General features: G+C 35.2%; 26 protein-coding genes. 21 read left to right on the top strand and 5 right to left on the bottom strand.

Annotated elements, in window-relative coordinates; all coding sequences use genetic code 11:
* Positions 1-7 precede the first annotated feature (7 nt).
* On the bottom strand, positions 8-475 hold the full coding sequence (rimP, locus tag U9K52_RS11930) for a ribosome assembly cofactor RimP (protein WP_322926673.1): 468 nt from the start codon (positions 473-475) through the stop codon (positions 8-10).
* 210 nt (positions 476-685) lie between these two features.
* On the opposite strand from rimP, the gene U9K52_RS11925 reads away from it, so the two are divergent.
* The 17 genes from U9K52_RS11925 to U9K52_RS11845 all read left to right on the top strand — a co-directional run bounded on the left by U9K52_RS11925 (position 686) and on the right by U9K52_RS11845 (position 17217).
* A complete protein-coding gene (locus U9K52_RS11925) occupies positions 686-1999 on the top strand; it encodes a UDP-glucose dehydrogenase family protein (protein WP_263601702.1) in 1314 nt (437 codons plus the stop codon).
* A gap of 4 nt (positions 2000-2003) precedes the next feature.
* Positions 2004-3083, top strand: coding sequence for a dTDP-glucose 4,6-dehydratase (gene rfbB / locus U9K52_RS11920; RefSeq protein WP_263601703.1), 1080 nt, complete (start codon positions 2004-2006; stop codon positions 3081-3083).
* 10 nt (positions 3084-3093) lie between these two features.
* Complete coding sequence (gene rfbA / locus U9K52_RS11915) at positions 3094-3957, top strand: glucose-1-phosphate thymidylyltransferase RfbA (protein ID WP_322926671.1); 864 nt, start codon at positions 3094-3096, stop codon at positions 3955-3957.
* 162 nt (positions 3958-4119) lie between these two features.
* Complete coding sequence (locus tag U9K52_RS11910; RefSeq protein WP_248389975.1) at positions 4120-4968, top strand: ABC transporter permease; 849 nt, start codon at positions 4120-4122, stop codon at positions 4966-4968.
* Between the two features lie 32 nt (positions 4969-5000).
* Positions 5001-6236 carry an ABC transporter ATP-binding protein gene (locus tag U9K52_RS11905; protein WP_322926669.1) on the top strand — a complete coding sequence of 412 codons (1236 nt, stop codon included), beginning with the start codon at positions 5001-5003 and terminating at the stop codon, positions 6234-6236.
* On the top strand, positions 6227-7552 hold the full coding sequence (locus U9K52_RS11900) for a glycosyltransferase (RefSeq protein WP_322926668.1): 1326 nt from the start codon (positions 6227-6229) through the stop codon (positions 7550-7552). Before U9K52_RS11905 ends, U9K52_RS11900 begins: the two co-directional genes overlap by 10 nt.
* A 3-nt stretch (positions 7553-7555) precedes the next feature.
* Complete coding sequence (locus tag U9K52_RS11895) at positions 7556-8374, top strand: NAD(P)-dependent oxidoreductase (RefSeq protein WP_322926666.1); 819 nt, start codon at positions 7556-7558, stop codon at positions 8372-8374.
* Positions 8359-9339: an ATP-grasp domain-containing protein gene (locus U9K52_RS11890; RefSeq protein WP_322926664.1), complete on the top strand. Its 981-nt coding sequence runs from the start codon at positions 8359-8361 to the stop codon at positions 9337-9339. The genes U9K52_RS11895 and U9K52_RS11890 overlap by 16 nt, the downstream gene beginning before the upstream one ends.
* Complete coding sequence (locus U9K52_RS11885; RefSeq protein WP_322926662.1) at positions 9340-9987, top strand: HAD family hydrolase; 648 nt, start codon at positions 9340-9342, stop codon at positions 9985-9987.
* Positions 9984-10616 (top strand): NeuD/PglB/VioB family sugar acetyltransferase, encoded by a 633-nt coding sequence (locus U9K52_RS11880; RefSeq protein WP_322926661.1) that lies wholly within the window; start codon positions 9984-9986, stop codon positions 10614-10616. Before U9K52_RS11885 ends, U9K52_RS11880 begins: the two co-directional genes overlap by 4 nt.
* A 2-nt stretch (positions 10617-10618) precedes the next feature.
* Positions 10619-11761, top strand: coding sequence for a dTDP-4-amino-4,6-dideoxygalactose transaminase (gene rffA, locus U9K52_RS11875; RefSeq protein WP_322926659.1), 1143 nt, complete (start codon positions 10619-10621; stop codon positions 11759-11761).
* A 31-nt stretch (positions 11762-11792) separates the two neighbouring features.
* A complete protein-coding gene (locus U9K52_RS11870; protein ID WP_322926658.1) occupies positions 11793-12401 on the top strand; it encodes a DapH/DapD/GlmU-related protein in 609 nt (202 codons plus the stop codon).
* A gap of 6 nt (positions 12402-12407) precedes the next feature.
* Positions 12408-13529 carry a glycoside hydrolase family 99-like domain-containing protein gene (locus U9K52_RS11865; protein WP_322926656.1) on the top strand — a complete coding sequence of 374 codons (1122 nt, stop codon included), beginning with the start codon at positions 12408-12410 and terminating at the stop codon, positions 13527-13529.
* Between the two features lie 50 nt (positions 13530-13579).
* Positions 13580-14401, top strand: coding sequence for a glycosyltransferase family 2 protein (locus tag U9K52_RS11860; protein ID WP_322926654.1), 822 nt, complete (start codon positions 13580-13582; stop codon positions 14399-14401).
* A gap of 95 nt (positions 14402-14496) precedes the next feature.
* Positions 14497-15408, top strand: a complete 912-nt coding sequence (locus U9K52_RS11855) for a glycosyltransferase family 2 protein (RefSeq protein WP_322926652.1) — start codon at positions 14497-14499, stop codon at positions 15406-15408.
* 157 nt (positions 15409-15565) lie between these two features.
* Positions 15566-16234 (top strand): NAD-dependent epimerase/dehydratase family protein, encoded by a 669-nt coding sequence (locus U9K52_RS11850; RefSeq protein WP_263601716.1) that lies wholly within the window; start codon positions 15566-15568, stop codon positions 16232-16234.
* 44 nt (positions 16235-16278) lie between these two features.
* The gene (locus U9K52_RS11845) at positions 16279-17217 is read left to right on the top strand and encodes a glycosyltransferase family 2 protein (RefSeq protein WP_322926650.1); all 939 of its coding nucleotides are present in this window, start codon (positions 16279-16281) and stop codon (positions 17215-17217) included.
* Between the two features lie 52 nt (positions 17218-17269).
* On the opposite strand, the gene U9K52_RS11840 is transcribed toward U9K52_RS11845, so the two are convergent.
* Entirely contained in the window at positions 17270-18304 is a 1035-nt protein-coding gene (locus U9K52_RS11840) for an acyltransferase (RefSeq protein WP_322926649.1), read from the bottom strand.
* Between the two features lie 151 nt (positions 18305-18455).
* Here U9K52_RS11840 and U9K52_RS11835 point away from each other — a divergent pair, with 151 nt between their 5' ends.
* From U9K52_RS11835 to U9K52_RS11825, 3 genes are read left to right on the top strand one after another with little or no spacing between them, the layout of a single operon-like run.
* The gene (locus tag U9K52_RS11835) at positions 18456-19001 is read left to right on the top strand and encodes an acyltransferase (protein ID WP_248389907.1); all 546 of its coding nucleotides are present in this window, start codon (positions 18456-18458) and stop codon (positions 18999-19001) included.
* On the top strand, positions 18998-19834 hold the full coding sequence (locus U9K52_RS11830; protein WP_322926647.1) for a glycosyltransferase family 2 protein: 837 nt from the start codon (positions 18998-19000) through the stop codon (positions 19832-19834). Before U9K52_RS11835 ends, U9K52_RS11830 begins: the two co-directional genes overlap by 4 nt.
* A complete protein-coding gene (locus U9K52_RS11825) occupies positions 19834-20988 on the top strand; it encodes a glycosyltransferase (protein WP_322926645.1) in 1155 nt (384 codons plus the stop codon). Before U9K52_RS11830 ends, U9K52_RS11825 begins: the two co-directional genes overlap by 1 nt.
* Here U9K52_RS11825 and U9K52_RS11820 read toward each other — a convergent pair whose 3' ends face one another.
* From U9K52_RS11820 to U9K52_RS11810, 3 genes are read right to left on the bottom strand one after another with little or no spacing between them, the layout of a single operon-like run.
* Positions 20989-21747 carry an SDR family oxidoreductase gene (locus tag U9K52_RS11820; RefSeq protein WP_322926643.1) on the bottom strand — a complete coding sequence of 253 codons (759 nt, stop codon included), beginning with the start codon at positions 21745-21747 and terminating at the stop codon, positions 20989-20991.
* The gene (locus U9K52_RS11815) at positions 21747-21980 is read right to left on the bottom strand and encodes a phosphopantetheine-binding protein (RefSeq protein ID WP_263601723.1); all 234 of its coding nucleotides are present in this window, start codon (positions 21978-21980) and stop codon (positions 21747-21749) included. Before U9K52_RS11815 ends, U9K52_RS11820 begins: the two co-directional genes overlap by 1 nt.
* Positions 21981-22002: 22 nt before the next feature.
* The gene (locus U9K52_RS11810; protein WP_322926640.1) at positions 22003-22977 is read right to left on the bottom strand and encodes a ketoacyl-ACP synthase III; all 975 of its coding nucleotides are present in this window, start codon (positions 22975-22977) and stop codon (positions 22003-22005) included.
* Positions 22978-23029: 52 nt separating this feature from the next.
* Here U9K52_RS11810 and U9K52_RS11805 point away from each other — a divergent pair, with 52 nt between their 5' ends.
* Positions 23030-23599 (top strand): acyltransferase, encoded by a 570-nt coding sequence (locus tag U9K52_RS11805; protein ID WP_248389891.1) that lies wholly within the window; start codon positions 23030-23032, stop codon positions 23597-23599.
* Positions 23600-23605 lie beyond the last annotated feature (6 nt).

The following is a 23605-nucleotide window of genomic DNA, read 5'->3' as shown; positions in this document are numbered from 1 at the left end:
TTTTCTTTTAAAATTTAATTGTTACTAATGCTTTTTTAATGTCTGAGTATGGAATTTCCTTTTCCTCCTCTACATCTACTTTACCTTTACCAATATCTTTTGGTTTGCGATACCGCAGGATAAGTGTAATCTTTTCTTCGTCTGCTTTTACCAGCTCCCCTTCAATTTTTGAAGAGTCATTCATTAAAACTTCAATCTCTCTTCCGATATTTTTGGCAAACTGCCTCTGAGTGGCAAGCGGCTCACTCAGACCGGCAGACATTACCTGAAGACTGAAATCATGTTCTTCACGGTCCATATTGAATTCTATTGCACGGCTTGCATCAAGGCAATCCTGCAGAGAGACTCCGTTGTCGCCATCCAAAATCACTGTAATATCATCTCCGGCAGAAATTTTCAGATCTATAAGAAATAAATCTTTTCTGGTTTCCAGAAAATCATTTAATAATTCTTCAATTCTTTTTCTAAACTCCATATGTTATTTAAAATGATGATTTACCCGTACGAAAAAAGGCTTTCTTCCGAAGGCCTTCCCATTTTTTTCCGTAAATCCAATGCAAATATACGAATATTTCTCAGAAATGCAAAATATCTTATTATCAATACAATAAGTTAATTATTATTTAAAACATTACCATGATGGTATTTTTATTACTTTTGTACTAATTTTAAAAATACATTTACTTTGAATATTACTATTGTAGGAACAGGTTATGTAGGATTAGTCACAGGAACGACTTTAGCAGAACTTGGAAATTCAGTATACTGTGTAGATATTGATGAAAAAAAAGTTGAGGGGATGAAAAACGGCATAGTTCCCATTTATGAGCCGAATCTTGAGGAGATGTTTTTAAGAAATATTCAGTCCGAAAGATTATTTTTCACAACCAATTTAAAAAAAGCGTTAGACAAAAGCGAAGTAATCTACCTTGCTTTACCAACCCCGCCGGGAGAAGACGGATCTGCAGACCTTTCTTACGTTCTGAAAGTTGCTTCCGATATCGGAGACATGATGACCGATTATAAAGTTATTGTAAATAAAAGTACCGTTCCTGTAGGTACTGCCGATAAAGTAAGGGAGGTTATTGAATCTAAAACCCAAATTCCTTTTGACGTGGTTTCCAATCCGGAGTTCCTGAGAGAAGGTTTTGCCGTTGAAGATTCTATGAATCCTTCAAGAGTGGTTGTAGGCTCCAGTTCGGAAAAAGCAAAGGATATTATGGCAAAAATCTATCAGCCATTTACCAACACCGGGATTCCTATTATATTTATGGATGAAAAATCATCCGAACTCACAAAATATGCAGCCAATTCATTTCTTGCCGTAAAAATTACCTTCATGAATGAAATTGCCAACTACTGTGAAAAGGTGGGAGCAGATGTAGATAAAGTTCGTCTGGGAATGGGAAGTGATGATAGAATAGGCCACAGATTCCTGTTTCCGGGGATCGGGTATGGTGGCAGCTGTTTTCCAAAAGATGTAAAGGCTCTGATAAAATCAGGAAAAAATGAAGAGTTTGACTTTCAGATTCTGGAGGCCACTGAAAAAGTGAATGCCGCACAAAAAGTAATCCTGGTTGGAGAAATTGAAAAATATTTCGGCGGAAGCATTGAAGGAAAAACAATTGCAATGTGGGGCTTGGCTTTTAAAGCAAATACCGACGACATCCGCGAGGCGTCTTCACTTGATAATATTTCCATTTTATTGCAAAAAGGCGCAAAAATTGTTGCGTATGATTCCGTTGCAGAAAATAATGTAAAAAAACTTCTTGGGAATAAAATTCATTTTGCCAAAACCATGTATGAAGCAGTGGAAAATGCAGATGCCTTATTCATCGCAACAGAATGGCCCGAATTCAAAAATCCTAATTTTGAACTCATGGCTAAAAAAATGAAAAACAAAGCTGTTTTTGACGGAAGAAATATGTATCCTTTGGAAATTCCCGAACAAAACGGATTCTATTATAAAAGCATTGGCCGCAAAACCATTATAAATTAAAAAAATGAAAAATATAATCATTACAGGCGGTGCCGGATTCATCGGTTCGCATGTGGTAAGAGAATTTGTAAAAAATAATCCTGAGGTTAACATTATCAATCTGGATGCGCTTACTTATGCAGGAAATCTTGAAAACTTAAAGGATATTGAAAATGAGCCTAATTATGTTTTCGAAAAAGCAGATATTACCAATCCTGAAGAATTAAGAACAGTTTTTGAAAAATATAATCCTGATGCGGTTGTACATCTGGCAGCAGAAAGCCATGTAGACAGAAGCATCACGGACCCGATGGCATTCATCAATACCAACGTAAACGGTACGGCGAATCTTTTAAATTTATGTAAAGAATTCTGGACACTTAATCCCGACCACACCCATGGAAGATTCCCGAATGAACAAAGAAAAAATCTTTTTTATCATATTTCTACCGACGAAGTGTATGGAAGTTTAGGTGAAACCGGATTCTTTTTAGAAACAACGCCGTACGATCCACAGTCTCCTTATTCAGCTTCAAAAGCAGCATCCGACCATCTGGTGAGAGCTTATGGAAACACCTACGGAATGCCTTTTATCGTATCAAACTGTTCAAACAATTATGGTCCCAACCATTTTCCTGAAAAGCTTATTCCACTTTGTATCTCAAATATTATCAATGAAAAACCTTTGCCAATTTACGGTGACGGTAAATATACCAGAGACTGGCTTTTTGTAATTGATCACGCAAAAGCAATCCACCAGATTTTCAATGAAGCCAAAACGGGAGAAACCTACAATATCGGAGGATTCAACGAATGGCAGAATATTGATCTGGTAAAAGAACTTATCCGACAAATGGATGCAAAACTGAACAGACCGGAAGGTTATTCTGAAAAGCTGATCACGTTTGTAAAAGACAGGCCGGGCCACGATAAACGCTATGCTATCGATGCTACGAAACTGAATAAAGATCTGGGGTGGAAACCGTCGGTAACTTTTGAAGAAGGATTGGCCAAAACCATCGACTGGTATCTGGAAAATAAAGAGTGGCTGGAAAATGTAACAAGCGGAGACTATCAGAAATACTACGAAAAACAATATCACTAAACACAATACAATGAAAGGTATTATTTTAGCAGGAGGTTCAGGAACCAGACTTTATCCTCTTACCATTGCAGTCAGTAAACAACTGATGCCTATTTATGACAAGCCGATGATTTATTACCCGCTGTCTACTTTATTATTAGCTGGGATAAAGGATATCCTGATTATTACAACACCCCATGATCAGGAAGGTTTTATCAAGCTTTTGGGTGACGGTTCACAAATAGGATGTAACATCCAATATGTAGTGCAGCCAAGCCCGGACGGACTGGCACAGGCATTTATTCTGGGAGATAAGTTCATCGGAAATGATTCAGCAGCATTGGTTTTGGGTGATAATATTTTCTATGGCTCCGAGATGGGAACTTTGCTTAAAAATAAAACCAACCCGGAAGGCGGGGTTGTTTTCGCATACCACGTTTCAGATCCTGAACGGTATGGAGTGGTAGAATTTGATGATGATTTTAAAGCGGTTTCCATCGAAGAAAAACCGCTGAAACCAAAATCCAATTATGCTGTTCCTGGATTATATTTTTATGACAATGAGGTTGTTGAAATTGCAAAAAACATACAGCCTTCCACTAGAGGTGAACTTGAAATCACCGATGTAAATAACGTTTATCTTAATAAAGGAAAGCTTGAAGTAGGCGTTTTAGACAGAGGCACTGCATGGCTTGATACCGGAACTTTTGAGTCTCTGAATGATGCTTCGGAATTTGTTCGGGTAATTGAAAAAAGGCAGGGATTTAAAATCGGGTGCATTGAAGAAATTGCCTTCAGAAACAAATTCATCAATGAAGAAAAGCTGTTGGAAACAGCGGTAAAATATGGAAAAAGCGGCTACGGCGAGTATTTAAAACAGCTGGTAAATAAATAAACGGAATAAGCCACACCAAAAACAGCATTTTAAATTGGTTTTCACAATATATGTTCCCATATTGGAGATAACCTTTAATTTTTTTAACCTAATAATAAATTTTTAAGAATAAATATACTACATATAAGAAAATAATATAAATTTGCAATAAACATAACACAAATGAATGAACCACAAAAAAAGTGGACCGAAATAATTGAAGCCCGGCATTCTCTGCTCGATTTAAAATTAAAAGAGGTATGGAATTACAAAGATCTCGTTTACATGTTTGTAAAAAGAGATTTCATATCTGGTTTTAAACAGACAATTTTAGGTCCCATCTGGTTTTTTATAAACCCTATCTTTACGACAATTACTTTTCTCATTGTTTTTGGCAAAATAGCACGGCTGCCTACAGATGGCGCACCACCTTTGTTATTTTATCTTTCGGGGGTCACCCTCTGGAATTATTTTTCTTCGTGTCTTCTGGGTACATCTTCCACTTTCGTAGGAAACGCAGGCATTTTCGGAAAAGTATATTTCCCAAGACTTGTAACGCCTGTATCTATTGTTATTTCAAATCTTATGCGTTTCGGGGTACAGTTTCTGTTATTCCTTATGGTCTGGATATATTATTTATTTAAGGGAGCAATTCATCCCAATATATGGATGCTGGCAACACCATTCCTTATTATTCTTATGGCGTTTTTTGCATTAGGCACAGGAATGATATTCTCTTCCCTGACCACAAAATACAAAGACCTCAGCATGCTTTTGGTATTTGGAGTGAGCCTGTACATGTATGCAACTCCTGTAATCTATCCTACGTCATCCTTACCCGGATTTTTTAAAAAGCTGGCTTTTTACAATCCATTAACAGGAATTTTTGAGTGTTTTAAACATGCATGGCTGGGAACAGGAGACTTTTCTCCTCTAATGCTTGCAGTAAGCACATGTATTATTCTTTTACTTTTGATGGCGGGAACCCTTATATTCAATAAGGTGGAGAAAACTTTTATGGACACCGTTTAAAAAAATTTATTAACATTCCCAATACTATTATTATGCTGGCTTTAAAAGCAGAAAATATATCGAAACAATACAGATTAGGACAGGTAGGCACCGGGACTCTATCTCATGACCTCAACCGTATGTGGTATAAAATCAGAGGAAAGGAAGATCCTTATCTAAAGATCGGCGAGGCAAATGACAGAACTGTACAAGGTGAATCTGACTATGTATGGTCTCTGCAGGACATCAATTTTGAAATTGAGCAGGGCGACGCTGTAGGGATTATCGGAAGAAACGGTGCCGGTAAATCTACTCTTTTGAAATTATTAAGCAAAGTCACCAAACCTACAACAGGAAAAATATATACCTGTGGTCGAATTGCATCGCTGTTAGAAGTAGGAACAGGTTTCCATCCTGAAATGACAGGCAGAGAGAATGTATTTCTGAACGGCGCCATCCTCGGAATGACCCGAAAAGAGATTAGTAGAAAATTTGATGAAATAGTGGATTTCTCCGGAGTGGAAAGATATATTGATACTCCCGTAAAAAGATATTCGTCCGGGATGTATGTACGCCTTGCTTTCGCAGTTGCTGCACATCTGGAATCTGAAATTCTAATTGTAGATGAAGTTCTGGCAGTAGGAGATGCAGAGTTTCAAAAAAAATGCCTGGGGAAAATGGGAAATGTAACGAAAGGAGAAGGAAGAACCGTACTTTTTGTAAGCCATAACATGACGGCCGTGAAGCAGCTTTGCACATCCGGAATATTGATGAAAAACGGCAAGATAGCTCATCGGGGAGACATCAACAGTGTATTAGAAAATTATATTATCAATGAACTGTCCCCTAATATTGAATTTAGATACATAGAAGACCTTAGCAAAAAAGCCCAGATTAAAAGAGTTAGGATATATAATAATAAATCTGTAGAGACAACGGAGTTTGGCCATAATGAAGATATTAATCTTGATATAAGCTTCATTAACAGGGATGTAAATAAAGGCATTAGAGTAAATATTGCCATTTTAGATAAATTTGAAAATGTAATATTCATTACAAGAAAGGTTTTCGAAGAAAAAAATGAAAACAATTTTACTGTAAAAATAGAAGGCGGCAAATTAATCCCAAATACTTATCTGCTTTCCTTGGCAATAGATACCCCTTCAGTAGAACTTTACGATGTTTTAGAGGGAGGTATCCAGCTTAATATCATCGAAACAGGACATGAAAATTTTCTTGCCGGAGACACAGACAATGGCATTATAACTCCCCCTGTAATATGGATGTAATAGCAATGGATAAAAAAAATATATTAATACTTTCAACAGGTGATGTAAATGGCGCATATGAAGCCGCTTATAAAGTTGCCCATATTATCAAAAATATGGGACATGATGTCGTCATGTGTGTAAAGCATAAAACAAAGAATGAAAATTTCATAAAGCAATACAGGCATTTATCTCTTTCATCAGCGAAGGCCAATCTTGTTATGAGAATTGTGAATAAAATCAAAAATAAGATCAGTCCTGTAGAGCCATCAAAAGTCATCAGTACAGATATGAAATACTCCTTTTTGAGCAAAAATGAAGCATCAGAAAATATACATATTGAAAGTATGCTGAAAATTGTAGGTTTTACACCTGATTTTGTCTTTACAGGAATGACAATTGATTTTCTCAACAGTACAGATATGCTTAATATATATAATGCGACCAAAGCGAAAATATACAATATTACGGTAGATATGAATCATTTTACAGGAGGATGCCACTATTCCTGGGGATGTGAAGGCTACATCAAAGGATGTGATAAGTATTGCCCTGCAATTACAAAAGAACATGAAAAAATAACAGCCAAAAATAATTTTGAAAGAAAATATGAAAATGCTCAAAAAGCCAATTTTCAAATTATCGCTGGTTCAGGGCTAACCTTACTCCAAGCCCAAAATTCAAAAATATATAAAAGCCAGAAAAAAATTCATAACATTAATAGCCTGATTGATACAAAACTACTTAACAGTAAAAATAAATCCATTGCCAAAAAAGTATTTTCTCTATCCAATGATTGCTTTTATATTTTAACAGGAGCTCAAAATATGGAAGATCCAAGAAAAGGATTTTCTTATCTTCTTCAGGCGCTTGAAATGCTAGACATAGAACTGCCAATGCAAAAGAAAGAAAAAATAGTGCTTTTGGTGGTTTCCAATAGTGTAAATGAAGAATTTGGCAGAGTTACCTTTAAAAAACAGAAAATAGATTATATAAAAGATTACAGACTATTATCCTTATTATATCAGGCTGCTGACCTTTTTATTAACACATCTATTGAAGATTCAGGCCCTATGATGGTATCTGAAGCTCTCGCCTGTGGAACACCTGTAGTAGGCTTTGATACAGGAATTCTTACCAACATGGTGATAGATGATTATAACGGGTATAAAGCTCCTGTAATGGACAGCAGAAAATTAGCAGAAGGAATAAGAAAAGTCTTTGAACTCAATAAAGATGATTATGAAAATTTTTCTAAAAATGCTGTAAGGCAGGTTGAAGAATTCTCTTCTTACGAATATGCCGAAGAAATTTTCAAGCAAATTCTTGAACAATAAAAGATGAAAAAGGTATTAATTTTCGGAGCTAACAGTTTGCTTACAGCCCATCTTCTAAAACAACATTCGGAAGATCATGTTTCTATTGTTTATCATAGTCAGCCATCTCGATTGACAGATAAAAACCATCCACTTTCTGATTTTAAAAAAATTGATCAGAATCAAGATGTTGTATACATTTTAAGCGCGTTGATATCCAATGATCCTGAACAGCTGGATAACATATTAAATATTAACATTCTTCTCATTAAAAACATTACAGAACATTTTGCGAATTCTAAAATAGTGTATTTTTCGAGCGTTGCTATATATGATGGAATACATAGTGGCACCATAAATAACGGTACTACTCCATCACCGTCATCATTATATGGCTTAAGTAAGCTTTTTGCCGAAAAAATAGTTGAAAAATGTTCAAAATATGCTATTCTCAGAATTTCATCGATATATGGCTTATCCATGAAAGAAAATACTTTTTTACCAAAAATTGTTATTTCCGCAATAGAAAACAATAAAATTGAACTTTTAGGTAAAGGCGACAGAAAGCAAAACTATATTCACGCAGAGGATGTTGCTCGTTTGGCAAAAAAACTATCGCTTGAAAATAAAAATAAAATCATATTGGCAATATCACCCGATAATTATACGAATCTTGAAATTGCTGACTTTATCAAGGAATTAACAGGATGTGAAATTACCTTTCATGGTAAAGACTTTTCAAGATCTATAGAATATTTTGAAAATGACCTCAGTGTCAGCAGTCATGCATTTATACCAATAAAACAAGGATTAAAGGAATTAATTGAATGGAAAAGAAAATAGTTTTAGTTACAGGGATCGGAGGAAATGTTGGCCAGGGAATTTTGAGAAACATTAAAAAAACTCAATTTCCCATAAAGATTATTGGCTGTAACGTCACTGATTTTTCTGCCGGCAATTATCTTTGTGATACCTTCTATAAAGTACCTTATGCAATGGATGAGGATTATATATCCGTCATTAACGCCATTGTAGAAAATGAAAAAATTGACCTGATCATTCCTTCCACGGATTATGAGGTTTATTATCTTTCTTTATACCAAAATAAGCTAAAGACTAATGTGGTTGTAAGCGGCCTAGAAACTTCAAAAAATTATTTAGATAAGTATTTAACATTTCTGCATCATAAAAAAAACAATCTCCCTTTTGCGCAGTCATATCTGCCTGGTGATTATGAAAAAGGAAAATTTGAAAATTATATTGTAAAGCCCCGAGAAGGCAGAGGTTCAAGAGGAATCCACATCAATCCTTCTGATATCAAATCTTTTGATGACAGTTACGTTGTGCAAGAATTAATAACAGGGAGAGAGATTACCACCGCTTTTTATGTTTCAAAAGAAAAAACTTTACATGGATTTATTACTCTTGAAAGAAAATTGGAAAACGGTGCTACAAATGAATGCTTTGTAAACCGGATGTATGATAAGCAACTTCAGGATATTTTAGAAAAAATGATTTCCTGCAATAACTTTATAGGGAGCGCAAATCTTCAGTCTATGGTAAGGGAAAACGGAGAAATTGTTCCTTTTGAGATTAATTGCAGAATATCCGGAACCAATTCTATCCGTTCTAATTTTGGCTTCGAAGACGTGAAATATACTTTAGAAGAGCATTTGTATCAGATTCCCCCTTCTGAACCAAATATTACCGATGGTAGTGCCATAAGAATCATGTTGGATATCATTTATCCTCACAACAGTAATATTAGCGAATTAAAAGACAATTCATCACAACATTATATTTTTTAAATGAACAAAATAACCCGAATAATTCTTTTTGATGCAGCCAATACGCTAATTTACAAACCTACCCTGTATTATAAAATACAAAGCGTTCTGGCAAAGTATTCATATGAAATTGAAGAAGCAAAACTTCAGTATCATCATAAGCTTTTATCGGAAATTATAAACTTTCCCGACAGAACGTCAAAAGAATTTTATAAAGACTTCAACACAGAACTTTTGTTATCGTTAGGTATTATTCCTTCAGAAGAAATATTAAATGAGATTTTTACTGCGTGTTCATATTTAGAATGGAAAGCTTTTGATGATTTATCCATATTGAATGAGCTTCCGATAGAAAAAGCCGTTTTATCCAATTTCAACAGTAATTTAGGCAGTATACTTGATCAGTTGATAGGCCGGAACATCTTTTCTGAAATAATAATTTCTGAGAATGAAAATTATAGAAAGCCTTCTTTAGAGTTTTACGAATTAGCTCTAAAAAAGTTAAATGTGAATCCAGAAGAAGTTCTTTATATCGGAGACTCTTTAAAATTGGATATTATTCCTCCCAAAAAACTGGGTTTCAAAACCTTATTAATTGACAGACAACATATATTTTCCAACTTTACGGATAGAATAAGCAATATGAAAGATATTATTAATTATTTATGAAACAGATCGCAATCATAGGTTCAGGGCATTTAGGCCAGCAGATTCTGTATCACATACATTCTGATACAGACCATAAAGTTGTTGGCTTTTTTGATGATTTTCAGGAAAAAGGAAACACCATAAAGAATATCCAAATATTAGGAAATACCAATGATGTTGAAGAGCTTTTTAAACAGAATATTTTTGATGAGCTGATTATTGCCATTGGTTATAAACATTTAGAATTTAAGAAACAACTTTTTGAAAATTTTAAAAATAAAATCCCTTTCCACACTTTTATCCACTCAACAAGTATCGTTGACCCGACAGCCAAAATAGGTCAGGGAACTGTTATATATCCTAATTGCATGATTGATCAGGATGTTGAAATAGGTGACAATGTCATGATCAACATTTCATGCTCTGTTGCCCATGATTCGGTGATAAACAAACATTGCTTCTTATCTCCGTCAGTAAGCATCGCCGGTTTTGTAAATATCTCAGAACTTTGCATTCTTGGGATCAACAGCACCATTATCGACAATATAAACATCTCAGAAAAAACCCAACTGGGAGGAGGCACCGTAGTAATAAAAAATTTAGATACACCAGGATTGTATGTTGGTAATCCTGCAAGATTTATAAGATAGATATGATCCCATTCAATAAGCCATTTATTATAGGCAAGGAGCTTTCGTATATAGAAGAAGCGGTAAAAAGCGGTAAAATATCCGGTGACGGAATATTTACAAAAAAATGCCAAAATTTTTTTGAACAGAAATATGGCTTCCCGAAAGTGCTGATGACGACATCCTGTACAGATGCACTGGAAATGGCCGCTATTTTATGTGATATAAAGCCGGGTGACGAGGTAATTGTGCCCAGCTATACATTCGTCTCTTCAGCCAATGCTTTTGCCCTTCGTGGAGCCAAAATCGTTTTTGTAGACTCTTACCCAAACAATCCTAATATAGATCCTACAGAAATAGAAAAGCATATCACCGAAAAAACCAAAGTGATAGTGCCCGTACATTATGCAGGGATAGCCTGTAATATGGAAAAAATTATGACTCTTGCGCATAAATATAATTTATTTGTAGTGGAAGATGCAGCACAGGCAATTGATAGCTACTATACATTTTCGGATGGAACCAGAAAAGCTTTAGGCTCTATAGGTCATTTTGCCGCTTTTTCTTTTCATGAGACCAAAAACATCATTGCGGGCGAAGGAGGAATGCTCGTCATTAATGATTCCCAATATTTTAACCGTGCTGAGATCATTCGGGAAAAAGGCACCAACAGAAGTGCATTCTTTCGGGGAGAAGTTAATAAATATGGCTGGGTAGATCTTGGTTCATCATTTTTACCATCCGAAATTATTTCTGCTTTTTTATATGCTCAGCTTGAAAATCTGGAGATTATCCAGAAAAAAAGATTAGAGATATGGAATAGATACAAATCCGGGCTCATTTCTTTACAGCAAAAAGGATTTATTTCATTACCTGACTTGCCTTCTTATGCAACAAATAATGCTCATATGTTCTATATTGTTTTTAACAATTACGAAGAGAGAACCCGTGTGATTCAGTATTTAAAAGAAAAAGATATTCATCCCGTATTCCATTATTTAAGTTTAAATAAAAGCGACTTTTTCCTAGCCGATAACCCTGAAATGGACATTCCTCATTCGGATCATTTTACAGATTGTCTTCTGAGGCTTCCCTTTTATTATGAATTATCGGAAACTGAGCAGGATAGAATTATAGAACTGATAAACAGCTATTTTATAAGATAATCGAAAAAAGCATCATTACAATATCATAAATATGAATTTATTAAAAAAACATATTATCAATTTTTTATTTGATGTACTGAATTCTGGTGCATATAAAAGGCATGCACAAAACAAAATAAATGAGTGGGCAAAGAAAAGCTTTAAAAGTTTCGGAGCAAATTCCATATTACCGGAAGAGCATTGGATAAAAAACCCAAAATACATTTCAATAGGTAAAAATTTCAGTTCATTATATCATCTGAGGCTTGAAGCCTGGGATCGATTTATGGGAGAAACTTTTACTCCAGAAATAACCATTGGTGATGATGTAATTTTCAATTCTGATGTTCATATTGGAGCTATAAATAAGATTGTTATCGGAAATAATGTTCTTATGGCAAGCAGAATATATATCTCCGATCATTCCCACGGAGATATAACCGTAAATGACCTTGAAAACTTCCCGGCACAAAGACCTTTATATTCTAAAGGTCCTGTCGTTATCGAAGACAATGTATGGATAGGTGAAGGCGTATGTATTCTTCCAGGCATTACCATTGGCGAAAACAGCATTATCGGGGCCAACTCGGTCGTCAATAAAAGTTTTCCGAAAAATTCAGTCATCGCAGGGATTCCTGCAAGACTTATTAAAACACTTTAAAAAACAATGATGAAAAAAATAAAACCCCTTGCTTTTTACCTCCCTCAATACCATCCTGTTCCCGAAAATGACGAATGGTGGTGTAAAGGTTTTACAGAATGGACCAATGTCACAAAAGCGAAACCTCTTTTTAACGGCCACGAACAACCCATATATCCGGCAGATCTGGGATATTATGACCTGCGTGTTCCGGAAGTAAGAGAACATCAGGCGCAGATTGCAAAAGAACATGGAGTTTATGGGTTTATCTACTATCATTACTGGTTTGGCAACGGAAAACAATTACTGGAACGTATTGCTAATGACGTCCTTACATCCAAAAAACCAGATTTTCCTTTCTGTTTCTGCTGGGCAAACGAAACCTGGTCCGGTATATGGCATGGTCTTGCAGAGAAGATTCTGGTAGAGCAAGTCTATCCGGATGAACAGGATTTAATAGATCATTTCAACTACCTTCTTCCATTCTTTAAAGACGAAAGATATATCAAGGTAGACAATAAGCCTCTTTTTATAATTTACCATCCGAACCATTTAAATGAAGGAGATCCTCACTACATTTCAAAATTTAGGGAGTTAGCAAAAAAGAACGGATTTGATGACTTATATATCATGGCATCCAATAAACTCCGTGATGATACTGATTTAAAATCAATGGGGTATGACGGCAAAATATCCAATGCATTTCAGAAAGCATGGATCCCATATATTAAGAAAGGAGAATATATTTCCCATTACCAATATTATAAAAACAGAATAACAGAGCTACTCGGATTTAAGAAAAAAATTAAACCGAAAGTCCTGACTCAGGATGCCAAAGCTATTGTTAATGATCTACAGTTTGTAGAAAGTAATGTTGCTACTTACCCATGTATTCTACCTAATTGGGACAACACTCCCAGAAGTGGCTATAGAGGAGTTGTACTTACTGATACATCACCGGAATTATTTGAAAAGCAGATTGAAAAAGCGATTGATTATCTTGAGGATAAAAATGATTATCCCGAACAGTTATTAATTATCAAATCATGGAATGAATGGGCAGAAGGTAATATTCTGGAGCCAGACAGAAAGTATGGCTTCGGATACTTGAATACATTAAAAAGTATATTGGATAAATATAATAAATAAGAACATATTTTAGGTCTTACTAATTATGTATAAAATAAAAACCCTGAGGAATGATAAGTAAAATTTCAATTATAGTTCCCTGCTTTAACCATGCTCTGTATTTAGAAGAATGCATCGCCTCTATTATGGCTCAATCCTATACAAATTGGGAATGTATTATTATAGATGATGGCTCTACAGATAATTCATCAGAGGTCGTTCAAAGACTCATTAATCATAAAATACGATATATATACCAGAAGAACAAAGGAGTATCCTGTGCCAGAAACAATGGAATAAAGCACGCAACAGGAGACTATATTTTGCCTCTTGATGCAGATGATACGCTAAACCCTTTGGCACTAGAGAAAATGTTAGAAGTGTTTACTAAAAATAAGGAAACAATGATTGTTTTTTCAGATACGATAATGTTTGGTCATATCAATAATAAATCAAAAGTAGAGGAAAGATTCAGTATCAAAGAATTATTACTGCAAAACAAATTATTTTGTACTTCCATGTTTCCAAAAAAATATTTCGATCAGGGTATAATGTATGACGAAAAACTTAAACATGGTCTTGAAGACTGGGAGTTTTGGATACAGCTTATTTCTTCTCATCGCAATCTTCCTGTTATTAAAATAGAATACCCGGTTTTCAATTATAGATCTCATCCCGGTAGTTCAAGAAACAATGATGTTTTTAGGGATGATCATAAAAAAGAAATTATCTATCAAATGATTTACGAAAAGCACAAAGCTCTTTTTCATGAATTTTACCCAAGCTACATCTCACTTTTAAAAAGAAAAACCTTTTATGAAAAAAAACTAGAGAATATATACAACAGTAAACTATACAGGATATATGACTTTTTAATCAATTTATTTAGATAAATCTGTTTATACAGGCAAAGTGGCCCTGTCTAATGAATTTTGTGAAGGATATTGAAAAATTAAAAAAAACAAAGACTCAAATTAAAGGTTGAAAAATGGTTAAAATAATTATTGTAAATTATAATTCCACCAAATGGATTGATGGCTGTTTATCATCCATTGATCAGGCAGGATTAATTGAGCACACTATTATCGTTGATAATGCTTCTACCGATGATAGTATTCTTATCATTGAGCAAAAATTCCCACAGGTAGAGCTTATTAAGCTTCCTGCCAATTCAGGTTTCGGACAGGCAAATAATATCGGAATTAAAAAAGCGTACGAACAGGGTTTTGATTATATATTTTTAATGAATCAGGATGTTTATATAACAGCCGGTACTATTAACTATTTGGTTAAAATCGCAAAAAAAAATCCTGATTTCGGCATTCTGAGCCCGATGCACCTTAATGGAAATGGCTCCGAGCTGGACTTTAGTTTTTCAAATTACATCATTCCTTTAAAATGTGAAAAATTATATTCGGATATATTTTTACAAAATTTAGCGCCACTGTATGAATTACCTTTTGTAAATGCCGCTGCCTGGTTGTTGACAAGACGTTGTATTGAAAAGGTTGGCGGTTTCAGTCCTTCATTTTACCATTATGCAGAAGATGATAATTACTGTCAGAGGGTATTATTTCATAATCTGAAAATAGGCGTTGTACCGGAAGCAGTTATCTTCCATGACAGAGAAAAAAGAACTGAAAATAAATATTTTGATAATACCGCTCTGCTTTATGAAAGAAAATTAATTATGATGCTTTCAGATCCTTTTAATAATAAACAGTCGATAAGGGAAATATATATTAATTCTTGTAAAATGATGATAAAATCTCTATTAACATTCAGGCTGAAATCCCTTAAAGAGCATTACATCAAAATTAAGATCTGTCATTCATTGAACTGGAAAATGATTCTTCATAACAAAAAACAATCTCTTAAAGAAGGAAAAAGTTTTTTATAAACAATCGGGTTATCCAGAAGCTGATCTGGTGTAATCAGATTATAGGTGTGATAATCTTAGGGGGTTAAAAGAACTGGAAAAAACAGAACTGGATTATTTAAATTTAAAAGTATCCTGCCTTTTTTAAGTCTTAAATAACAAATGATGAAAAAAAATTATGATTATAGGTAATGGAATTATGGCAAATGCCTTACAATTTTATGATAAAGAAGATGTTGTTTTCTTTGCGTCAGGAGTTTCCAATTCTCTTGAGAAGAAACTGTCTGAATTTGAGAGAGAAACTTCACTTCTGAAATCTGTTATCAGCCAGAATACTGACAAAAAACTTGTCTATTTTTCTACCTGCAGTATTTATGATCCTACGAAAACTGAAAGCTATTACGTAATTCATAAATTAAATATTGAAAAACTGATTGCAGAACTCTGCAGCAACTTTATCATCTTCAGAGTAGGAAATGCAGTAGGACATGGCGGCAATCCTAATACATTAATCAATTTTCTGAAAAAATCAATCCTTTCAGAAAATAAGCTTATGCTGCACAACAATGCAAGACGAATCCTGATCGGCACAGAGGATATTGCATCATTTATCAATCGGTATTTGAAAGATTTTAATAATGAGATTGTTAATCTGGCATATCCCTATCAATTTACATTGTATGAAATTTTATCACAACTGGAAAAGTATCTGGGCAAAAAGGCATGTTATGAAATAATAGAAGAAGGTTCTTTTTATAGAATAGAATTCAACAGGTATACTGAAGATTTTTTCTCAGAAATACCGCCGGGAGAATATCTAAAAAAACTGTGTTCATCTTATCTATAAATGAATTGCCAATACCTCTTTTTATTAATTAAAACACATATCAAATGAAAATATCAGTCATTATTCCCGTATATAACGCAGAGAAATATGTTTCCCAGGCTGTAGAGTCTGCACTTCAGTTCGAAGAAGTATTTGAAGTCATATTGGTAGAAGACAAATCTCCCGACAATGCACTGCAGGTATGCCGGGAACTTACTAAAAAATACAGCCGGGTAAAGCTTTATCAGCATCTTGACAAAGGAAATCATGGAGCAGGAGCCACCAGAAACGTAGGAATAACTATGGCAGAAGGTGATTTCATTGCTTTTCTCGACGCGGATGATTATTATCTCCCGAATCGTTTTGAAGCAGAAAAGAAGCTATTGGTGAACGAAGACGTAGAGGGAGTTTATGGAGCAATAGGTGTTCATTATTATTCAGAAAAAGCAAAAAAACAATACTATAAAATATTCGGTGACCGACTGACTACCGTTTACCAAAAACATCCGCCGGAAGATGTTTTTCCCGGGCTGCTGAACATGAAAGGAACATTCGGATTGTTCAGCATTGATGCACTTACCATACGGAGGAGCGCGCTAAAGAAGGTAGATTGCTTTTTTAAAACTCATTTAAAACTTCATCAGGACACCGAATTTTTATTCCGTATTTCCTATTATCTTAATCTCTATCCCGGAATACTCGACAAGGCAGTTGCCGTACGTGGCGTTCATGAGAACAACAGGATCACCAAAATAGATGCAAGAGAAATCAGGCCCTCCTCAACAAGGGTTATTTTATGGGAGGAAGTTAACAATTGGGCAAAGACCGAAAGCAGCATTCCCGATGATGTCAAACTGCATATTACAAGAGTATACCGAAGCTTCCGTATTGCAAATTCGCATTTTCTGAAAAAATGGGGAATGATCGTAAGGTATCTCTTTACCGACTACCAAAGCATCCGATCCGGATTGTACAATATAAATTTCCGGAAGGATCTTTTTTGATATTCCGGTTTAATTGAATTTATTTTTAAACTAAATTTATCGGTAAGCTGATTTATCGCTTTAAAAAACTTGCTTTCCTCAGATAATCACGCATTGGCTTTTCAATAAACTGATAAAAGCCAGCCGAAACGATCATTAAAACCGGCATGTAGATCCAAAACAATGTATTGCTTTTAGATATTTGGAAATAATCCCATAAAACCGATCTTATAATATACAAAACAGGGATATGGATAATATAAATGGCATAACTAATTTCTCCAAGAAATTCCAGTGGCTTAAGGGCAAAAAATTTAGTTATAAGACCGTTATTACAGGAAATTAGGTAAATTACAGGAACAAAGAAAACAGCCATTAGCCCATTATGAAAATTCAACGGAATGAAAATTAAAGACAGGATAATTGCAGTAAAAAATACAACAATTGCCAGATCATAATTCTTTTCTTTACGGTTTTTCACAAAGAGTAAACCTGCTATATTTCCTATTAAGAACTCGTTGATATGCCAAAGCGGGAAATAATGACTGAATTCATGACTCTCAGTATGCGGACCTTTATACGCAGGAGAATTAATATACAAATTGGAGAATACCTGAGTCCCGATCCAGATCAAAACGGCAATAATCCAAATGCTTTTATTTCCTTTAGAATATAAATAATTATACAGCCAGGGAAAAATCAGATAAAACAAAAACTCTACAGAAATAGACCAGCCCGGAAAATTCAGAATTAGGGCTTTTCCGGGAATCCAGCTCTGAATGCCGAAAAGATATAAAAAAGTTTTATAAAAACTGACGTCAGAATATCTGGTAAAAAAATAAAGCAGCAGGCCGACAATATATAAGGGATAAATCCTGGCTACCCTGTTCCGGTAAAAATCCAGATACCCTATTTTTTCCTTTCTGTGATAGGCGACAATCATTATAAAACCGGAAAGAATAAAAAAATAACTCACCCCCACGTTGGCGCGGAGAAAAATATCCGAAATAAACCTGATCTTATATAGAAACAAATCTTTATTAAAATGAGAAATAACAATCGCCATTGCAGCGATAAAACGGGTAAATGTAATCTGACTAATCTTCACAGAATCGCAACATGCTTTACTTTACTCAAAAGCGCTTCCATATTCGAAAACTTGATATAAAGTGTTAATTTTAAGGCACAAAAATAAGATTTATTCTTATAATTATGTAAAACAAATTATATTTGTATGATACAAATGAGAAAAAATTATTATGCTTAATGAAATTTTAGCAAAAATCCAGAGAAGGAATCAGATTTCTCTCCTCAAAAGACATCCTAATGTTTCTTTCAAAGAAATAAGGCTGGGAATCAATGACCATTTCATACTCCATGAAAATTTAAATAAAGTTACCATAGGAAGCGATGCAAACTTTAGAAATTATGTACATATCCTTGTAGAAAAGAATTCCACATTAGAAATCGGGGATCATTTTTTCATGAATAACTTCTGTTCCATCAATTGCCTGGAACATATTTCCATAGGCGATCATACGTTGTTCGGAGAGAATGTAAAGCTGTATGATCATAACCACCTTTATCAGGCTCAACCGGAATTTAAACTGTTTCATTCAGAGTTTACCAAAGCGCCGATCAGAATTGGCAGCAATTGCTGGCTCGGCAGTAATGTTACGGTATTGAAAGGAGTCACCATTGGTGATAACAGTATTATTGGAGCAGGATGTGTTATTTACAAGGATATTCCAGCCAATACAACTGTAGTCAATCATCAGGATTTAATGTTAAAAGAACAGTCATGAAGTTTTCCATTCTTATTGCACATTATAACAATTCCCATTTCTTCAGGGATTGTTACGAAAGTATAATTCAGCAGACATACACAGATTGGGAGGCGGTTATTCTGGATGATGCTTCTTCAGAAAACGAGAAAAATAAAATACGGGAAATCATTTCAGGAGATTCCAGATTTAAGTTTTTTGAAAATGATAAAAATTCCGGCGTAGGCGTCACTAAAAGTAAGCTTATTGATCTGGCTGAAGGAGAAATCTGCGGATTTGTAGATCCCGATGATGCCATTACCCCCACTGCTATCCAAAGATCGATAGAATTGTTTCAGAAACAAGATACCGTACTTACTTATTCTAGGTTTATGACCTGTGATCAACATCTTAACCCAATTGCACCCTTCAGATCTGCCATGCAGGTACCGAATGGCAACCCCTATTTTTTTAACTTTCCCATTCAGATTGCACATTTTGTAGCATTCAGGAAAACAATTTATAACAAAACGGAGAAAATGAATCCGGAATTAAAAATAGGTGAAGATCAGGATCTGTACCTGAAAATGTATGAAAAAGGAAAAGTACGGTTCATTGATGAAACCAATTATCTTTACAGAACCCATGAGGGAGGAATTTCACAAAATGAGAACAAAAAGAAATCTCACGAATATTTTGCAAGGGTCATTTTCAATACGATGAAAAGAAGAGGACTTACAACCATCAACGGAAAAAAAATCCCTGAATTTTACAACAGTGCCGACGAAATATTTGATCTGCTTCAATATCAGCATCAAATGCCTTTCAGAATCAGAAAAAAAATACAGCTTACCTTACAATCAATCTTCGGATAATGTCAGAAAAAAAAATTAAAATATTGTTCAGGCACCGTTCCATGGAAATGGGAGGGGTAGAAAAAGTATTGCTGAGCTTACTTAACAATCTTGATCCTGATAAATTTGAAATGACTGTATGTCTTACACTCAACCAGGGTAAACTGCGTGATGAAATTCCCGGGCACGTAAGAAAAATACATCTTACCCCGGGAAAAGAAGATTTCTCCCGCAATTCCCTGCTGAAAAAAATCCAGCTTGCAGGAAGAAGATTAAAACTGAAAAAGCTGAAAAACAATCCCGTCATTGCAGACAGAATTATCAATGATATTTTTGACGTGGAAATCGGCATGGATTATCGAGATTATGATGCAATACTTAATTCAACCAACAAAAATTCAAAGAAAATAGGATGGTTTCATTCCGAAATCAATGTTCCTAAATTTCAGCCTTTGGTACCGGAAATATTAAAAAGTTTCCCCAAGTTTGATCATATGGTCTATTGTTCTCATAAAATTAAGGATATGATGCATCATTACTATCCCAATCTCAAGTATCCGGCCGAAAGTGTAATTATCAATCCTATCCCTGTTGAGGAAATTAAACATAAGGCAAAAGAAGAACCTGATGTATTTCCGGAAGGCCTCGTTTTTGTTTCGATCGGCAGGCTGCATTCAAGAAAAGGATACCATAAACTTATTGAAGCCCATAAAAAACTTATTGATGAAGGATTTCAACACAGTATCATTATCATAGGTGATGGCGATGAAATGAAGAACCTGACTTCACAGGCAGCAAAATACAATGTTGAAAAAACCTTTATTTTAAAAGGAAATCAGATGAATCCTTATCCTTACATCAGGAAATCAGATTACTTTATTCTTCCCTCAGAATCTGAAGCCTGGCCTCTTGTAATCGCGGAAGCATTAATCCTCAGGAAACCTATTATTGCTACCAATGTTGGCGATGTGGGACTCATGATCAAAGACCGGAAAACAGGATACCTCATCAGTTATGAAACGGATGAAATGTATTCTGCAATAAAAACGTTCCTTACTGATCCTAAAATTGTTGCTGAGATCAGAGCAAATCTTACAGATATTGAAAGCCAGTTTGATAATCAAAGAATATTTAACATGATTGAAGAAATGATCACTACAGTCTGTAAAAGCTGATTACTGAACAGAATAACCTCCGTCAACCACCATATTTGTTCCGGTGACCCACTTTGAAGCATCAGAAAGCAGGAAAATACAGGCGTTTGCCACGTCTTCAGGATTCCCTATTCCCAAAGGATGTTTCCTGATAATTTCCGACGAGGCTTCTTCGCCGATCTCTTGAAACATCTTTTCCAAAATCGGGGTATTTACCATCGCAGGGCTTATACTGTTGACACGTATATTGCTTCTGCAAAGCTCCATCGCCAAAGAGCGTACACCTGAAATTACCGCTCCTTTACTTGCCGAATAGGCTGCTTTTCCCGGCTCTCCCACTATTCCGGCAACCGAAGAAATAAATACAAAGCTGGAAATTTCATCTTTATACTTTTTTAGGGATAAAATTTTAGCAATTTCAAAGCCGGCTATAACATTGATCTCAAATATATCGCGATATAGTGTCGCACTGTGCTTTTTTAGCGGCAATGTCTTTTCAATCCCCGCGCAATGTATAAATCCTGATATTTTGCCTAAGTCTGCAACCTTATCTGCTATCATCGCTTCCAGATTTCCAGTTTGTGTAATATCTGCAGTAATAATCTCGGCTTTAGTTTCGGGAGCAAGCAGGGATACCGTTATCATCAGTTCGTTATGGTTTCTTCCCACAAGAATAAGATCCGCTCCTCTTTTGCTGCATTCCACAGAGCAGCTTCTTCCAATGCCGGAAGAAGCTCCTGTAATAAGAATTACTTTGTTTTTTAATGAAAAAGGATCCATTAATCTTCAAAATTTTCTTTCCCGATAACATTCATAAGATCCGAAACCGTTTCTATATCTTTAAAATGTTTGGTATCAATTTTCTTATTGAAATTTTCATCCACAAAAGCAATAATGGAAAGCAGGCTTATTGAATCGTAGCTTTCTAAAGATTTAAGGTTGGTCTCTGTAGTTAAGGTTTCATCTTCTTCGAGTTCCTCCTGTAGTTTTTCTAAAAAAACAGATGTTTTCATTGGGTATAATTTAAAATTTGTTTTACATTTCCATGACGGTGGCTCCCCAGGAATATCCTACACCAAAACCAGCCATAAGGATTTTATCTCCTTCTTTTAAGATTCCTTTATCCATCATATTTTTCAGGGCAATCGGAATAGTAGCAGATACGGTGTTTCCTGTTTTTTCCATATCAATGTAGAATTTATCCGCCGGAATTTTCGTTTTTTTCCGTAAATAATTCAGCATAAAAGAATTCGCCTGATGAAAAACAAAATGGTCAATATCATCCATGTCCATTCCGTTTACCATCAAGGTCTCTTTTACCAGCCCCGGAATATTTTCAATCGTAAAATTAAAAATTTCAGGACCATTCATGTATATATTTTCAGGATTAAATTCATGTTCGGGGTTGAGTTCAAAATCTTTTTTAAACGCTCCTTTTTTTACAATAAGATTTTCAGCACCGCTTCCGTCCGTGCCCAGGCAAAACTGGTAATCACGGGAATTTTCTGCCTTTTCTACAATAACCGATGCGGAGGCGTCCCCGAATATGCTCCGATTTCCCTTATCTTCCGGATGAATATGTTTACTGTAGGTTTCTGAGGTTACCAGGAGAATACTTTTGGCAATTCCTGCTGAGATCAGGCCTTTGGCAAAAGCCAGTCCGTAAACAAAACCTGAGCAGCCGAGATTAAAATCAATAGCGCCAATATTTTTTCTCAGTTTCAGGCGGTCCTGAAGAAGGCACGCGGTTGTTGGAAGAAAATAATCAGGGCTTTGGGTACAGAATAAAATAAAATCTACCTTGCTGCGGTCGTAATTCTCAAAAATTTTTTCAGAAGACTTTACGGCCATATCCAAAACCGTTTCATTATCAGAAGAGATGTGGCGTTGCGAAATTCCTACTTTTTCGTGGATTCTTTCCGAACTCCATTCCGGAAACAGTTTTTCAAGATCATCATTAGTCAACACAGACTGAGGAAGATAATATTCTATTTTAGAAATTTTTATCATGTTAATAAATTTTCTTTCTTTGCAAAAGTAACAAAACAAATGTACACTTGTGATGATTTTTTTATTTAGAGTTTTAATAAAAACGCATGCACTCTGCCATTCCCTCCTCAATAGAGCCAGTCTTGCGGTTGCCAGATATAAAGGGATGAAGGTGGGCCGGAATTTCAATATGCCCGATAAAGTTTTTTTCGGAACCGAACCCTACCTTATTGAAATTGGAGACCATGTAAATATTGCTGCCGGCGTCAGGTTTGTGAATCATGGCGGAACCACTACCTTACTGAGAAAACTTCCCGGCTATGAAGACGCCAGAATCCTGGGAAGGATAAAAATAGGAAACAACTGCACCATCGGCCTGAACTGTGTGATTATGCAGGATGTGCAAATTGGAAACAACTGTATTCTGGGAGCCAATTCCGTCTTGTCGCAATCGATGCCTGATAACACGGTATTTATCGGAAATCCTGCACAGTTTCTCTGCACAATAGAAGATTACGGAGACATCGTTTTAAAAAACAATCCGGAATATCCCAGGGAACTGGAAAAGGACAGAAAAAAACTTGATGCTTACATCAAAGAAAATCTTCCTCATAAGTACAAGAAAGCGAGAAAAATTAAATAACTTAGT

The organism is Chryseobacterium sp. MHB01 (assembly GCF_034651565.1).
Taxonomy (GTDB): domain Bacteria; phylum Bacteroidota; class Bacteroidia; order Flavobacteriales; family Weeksellaceae; genus Chryseobacterium; species Chryseobacterium nepalense.
Note: the sequence above shows the minus strand (reverse complement) of the source record. Positions and strands in the feature narration are given on the sequence as shown.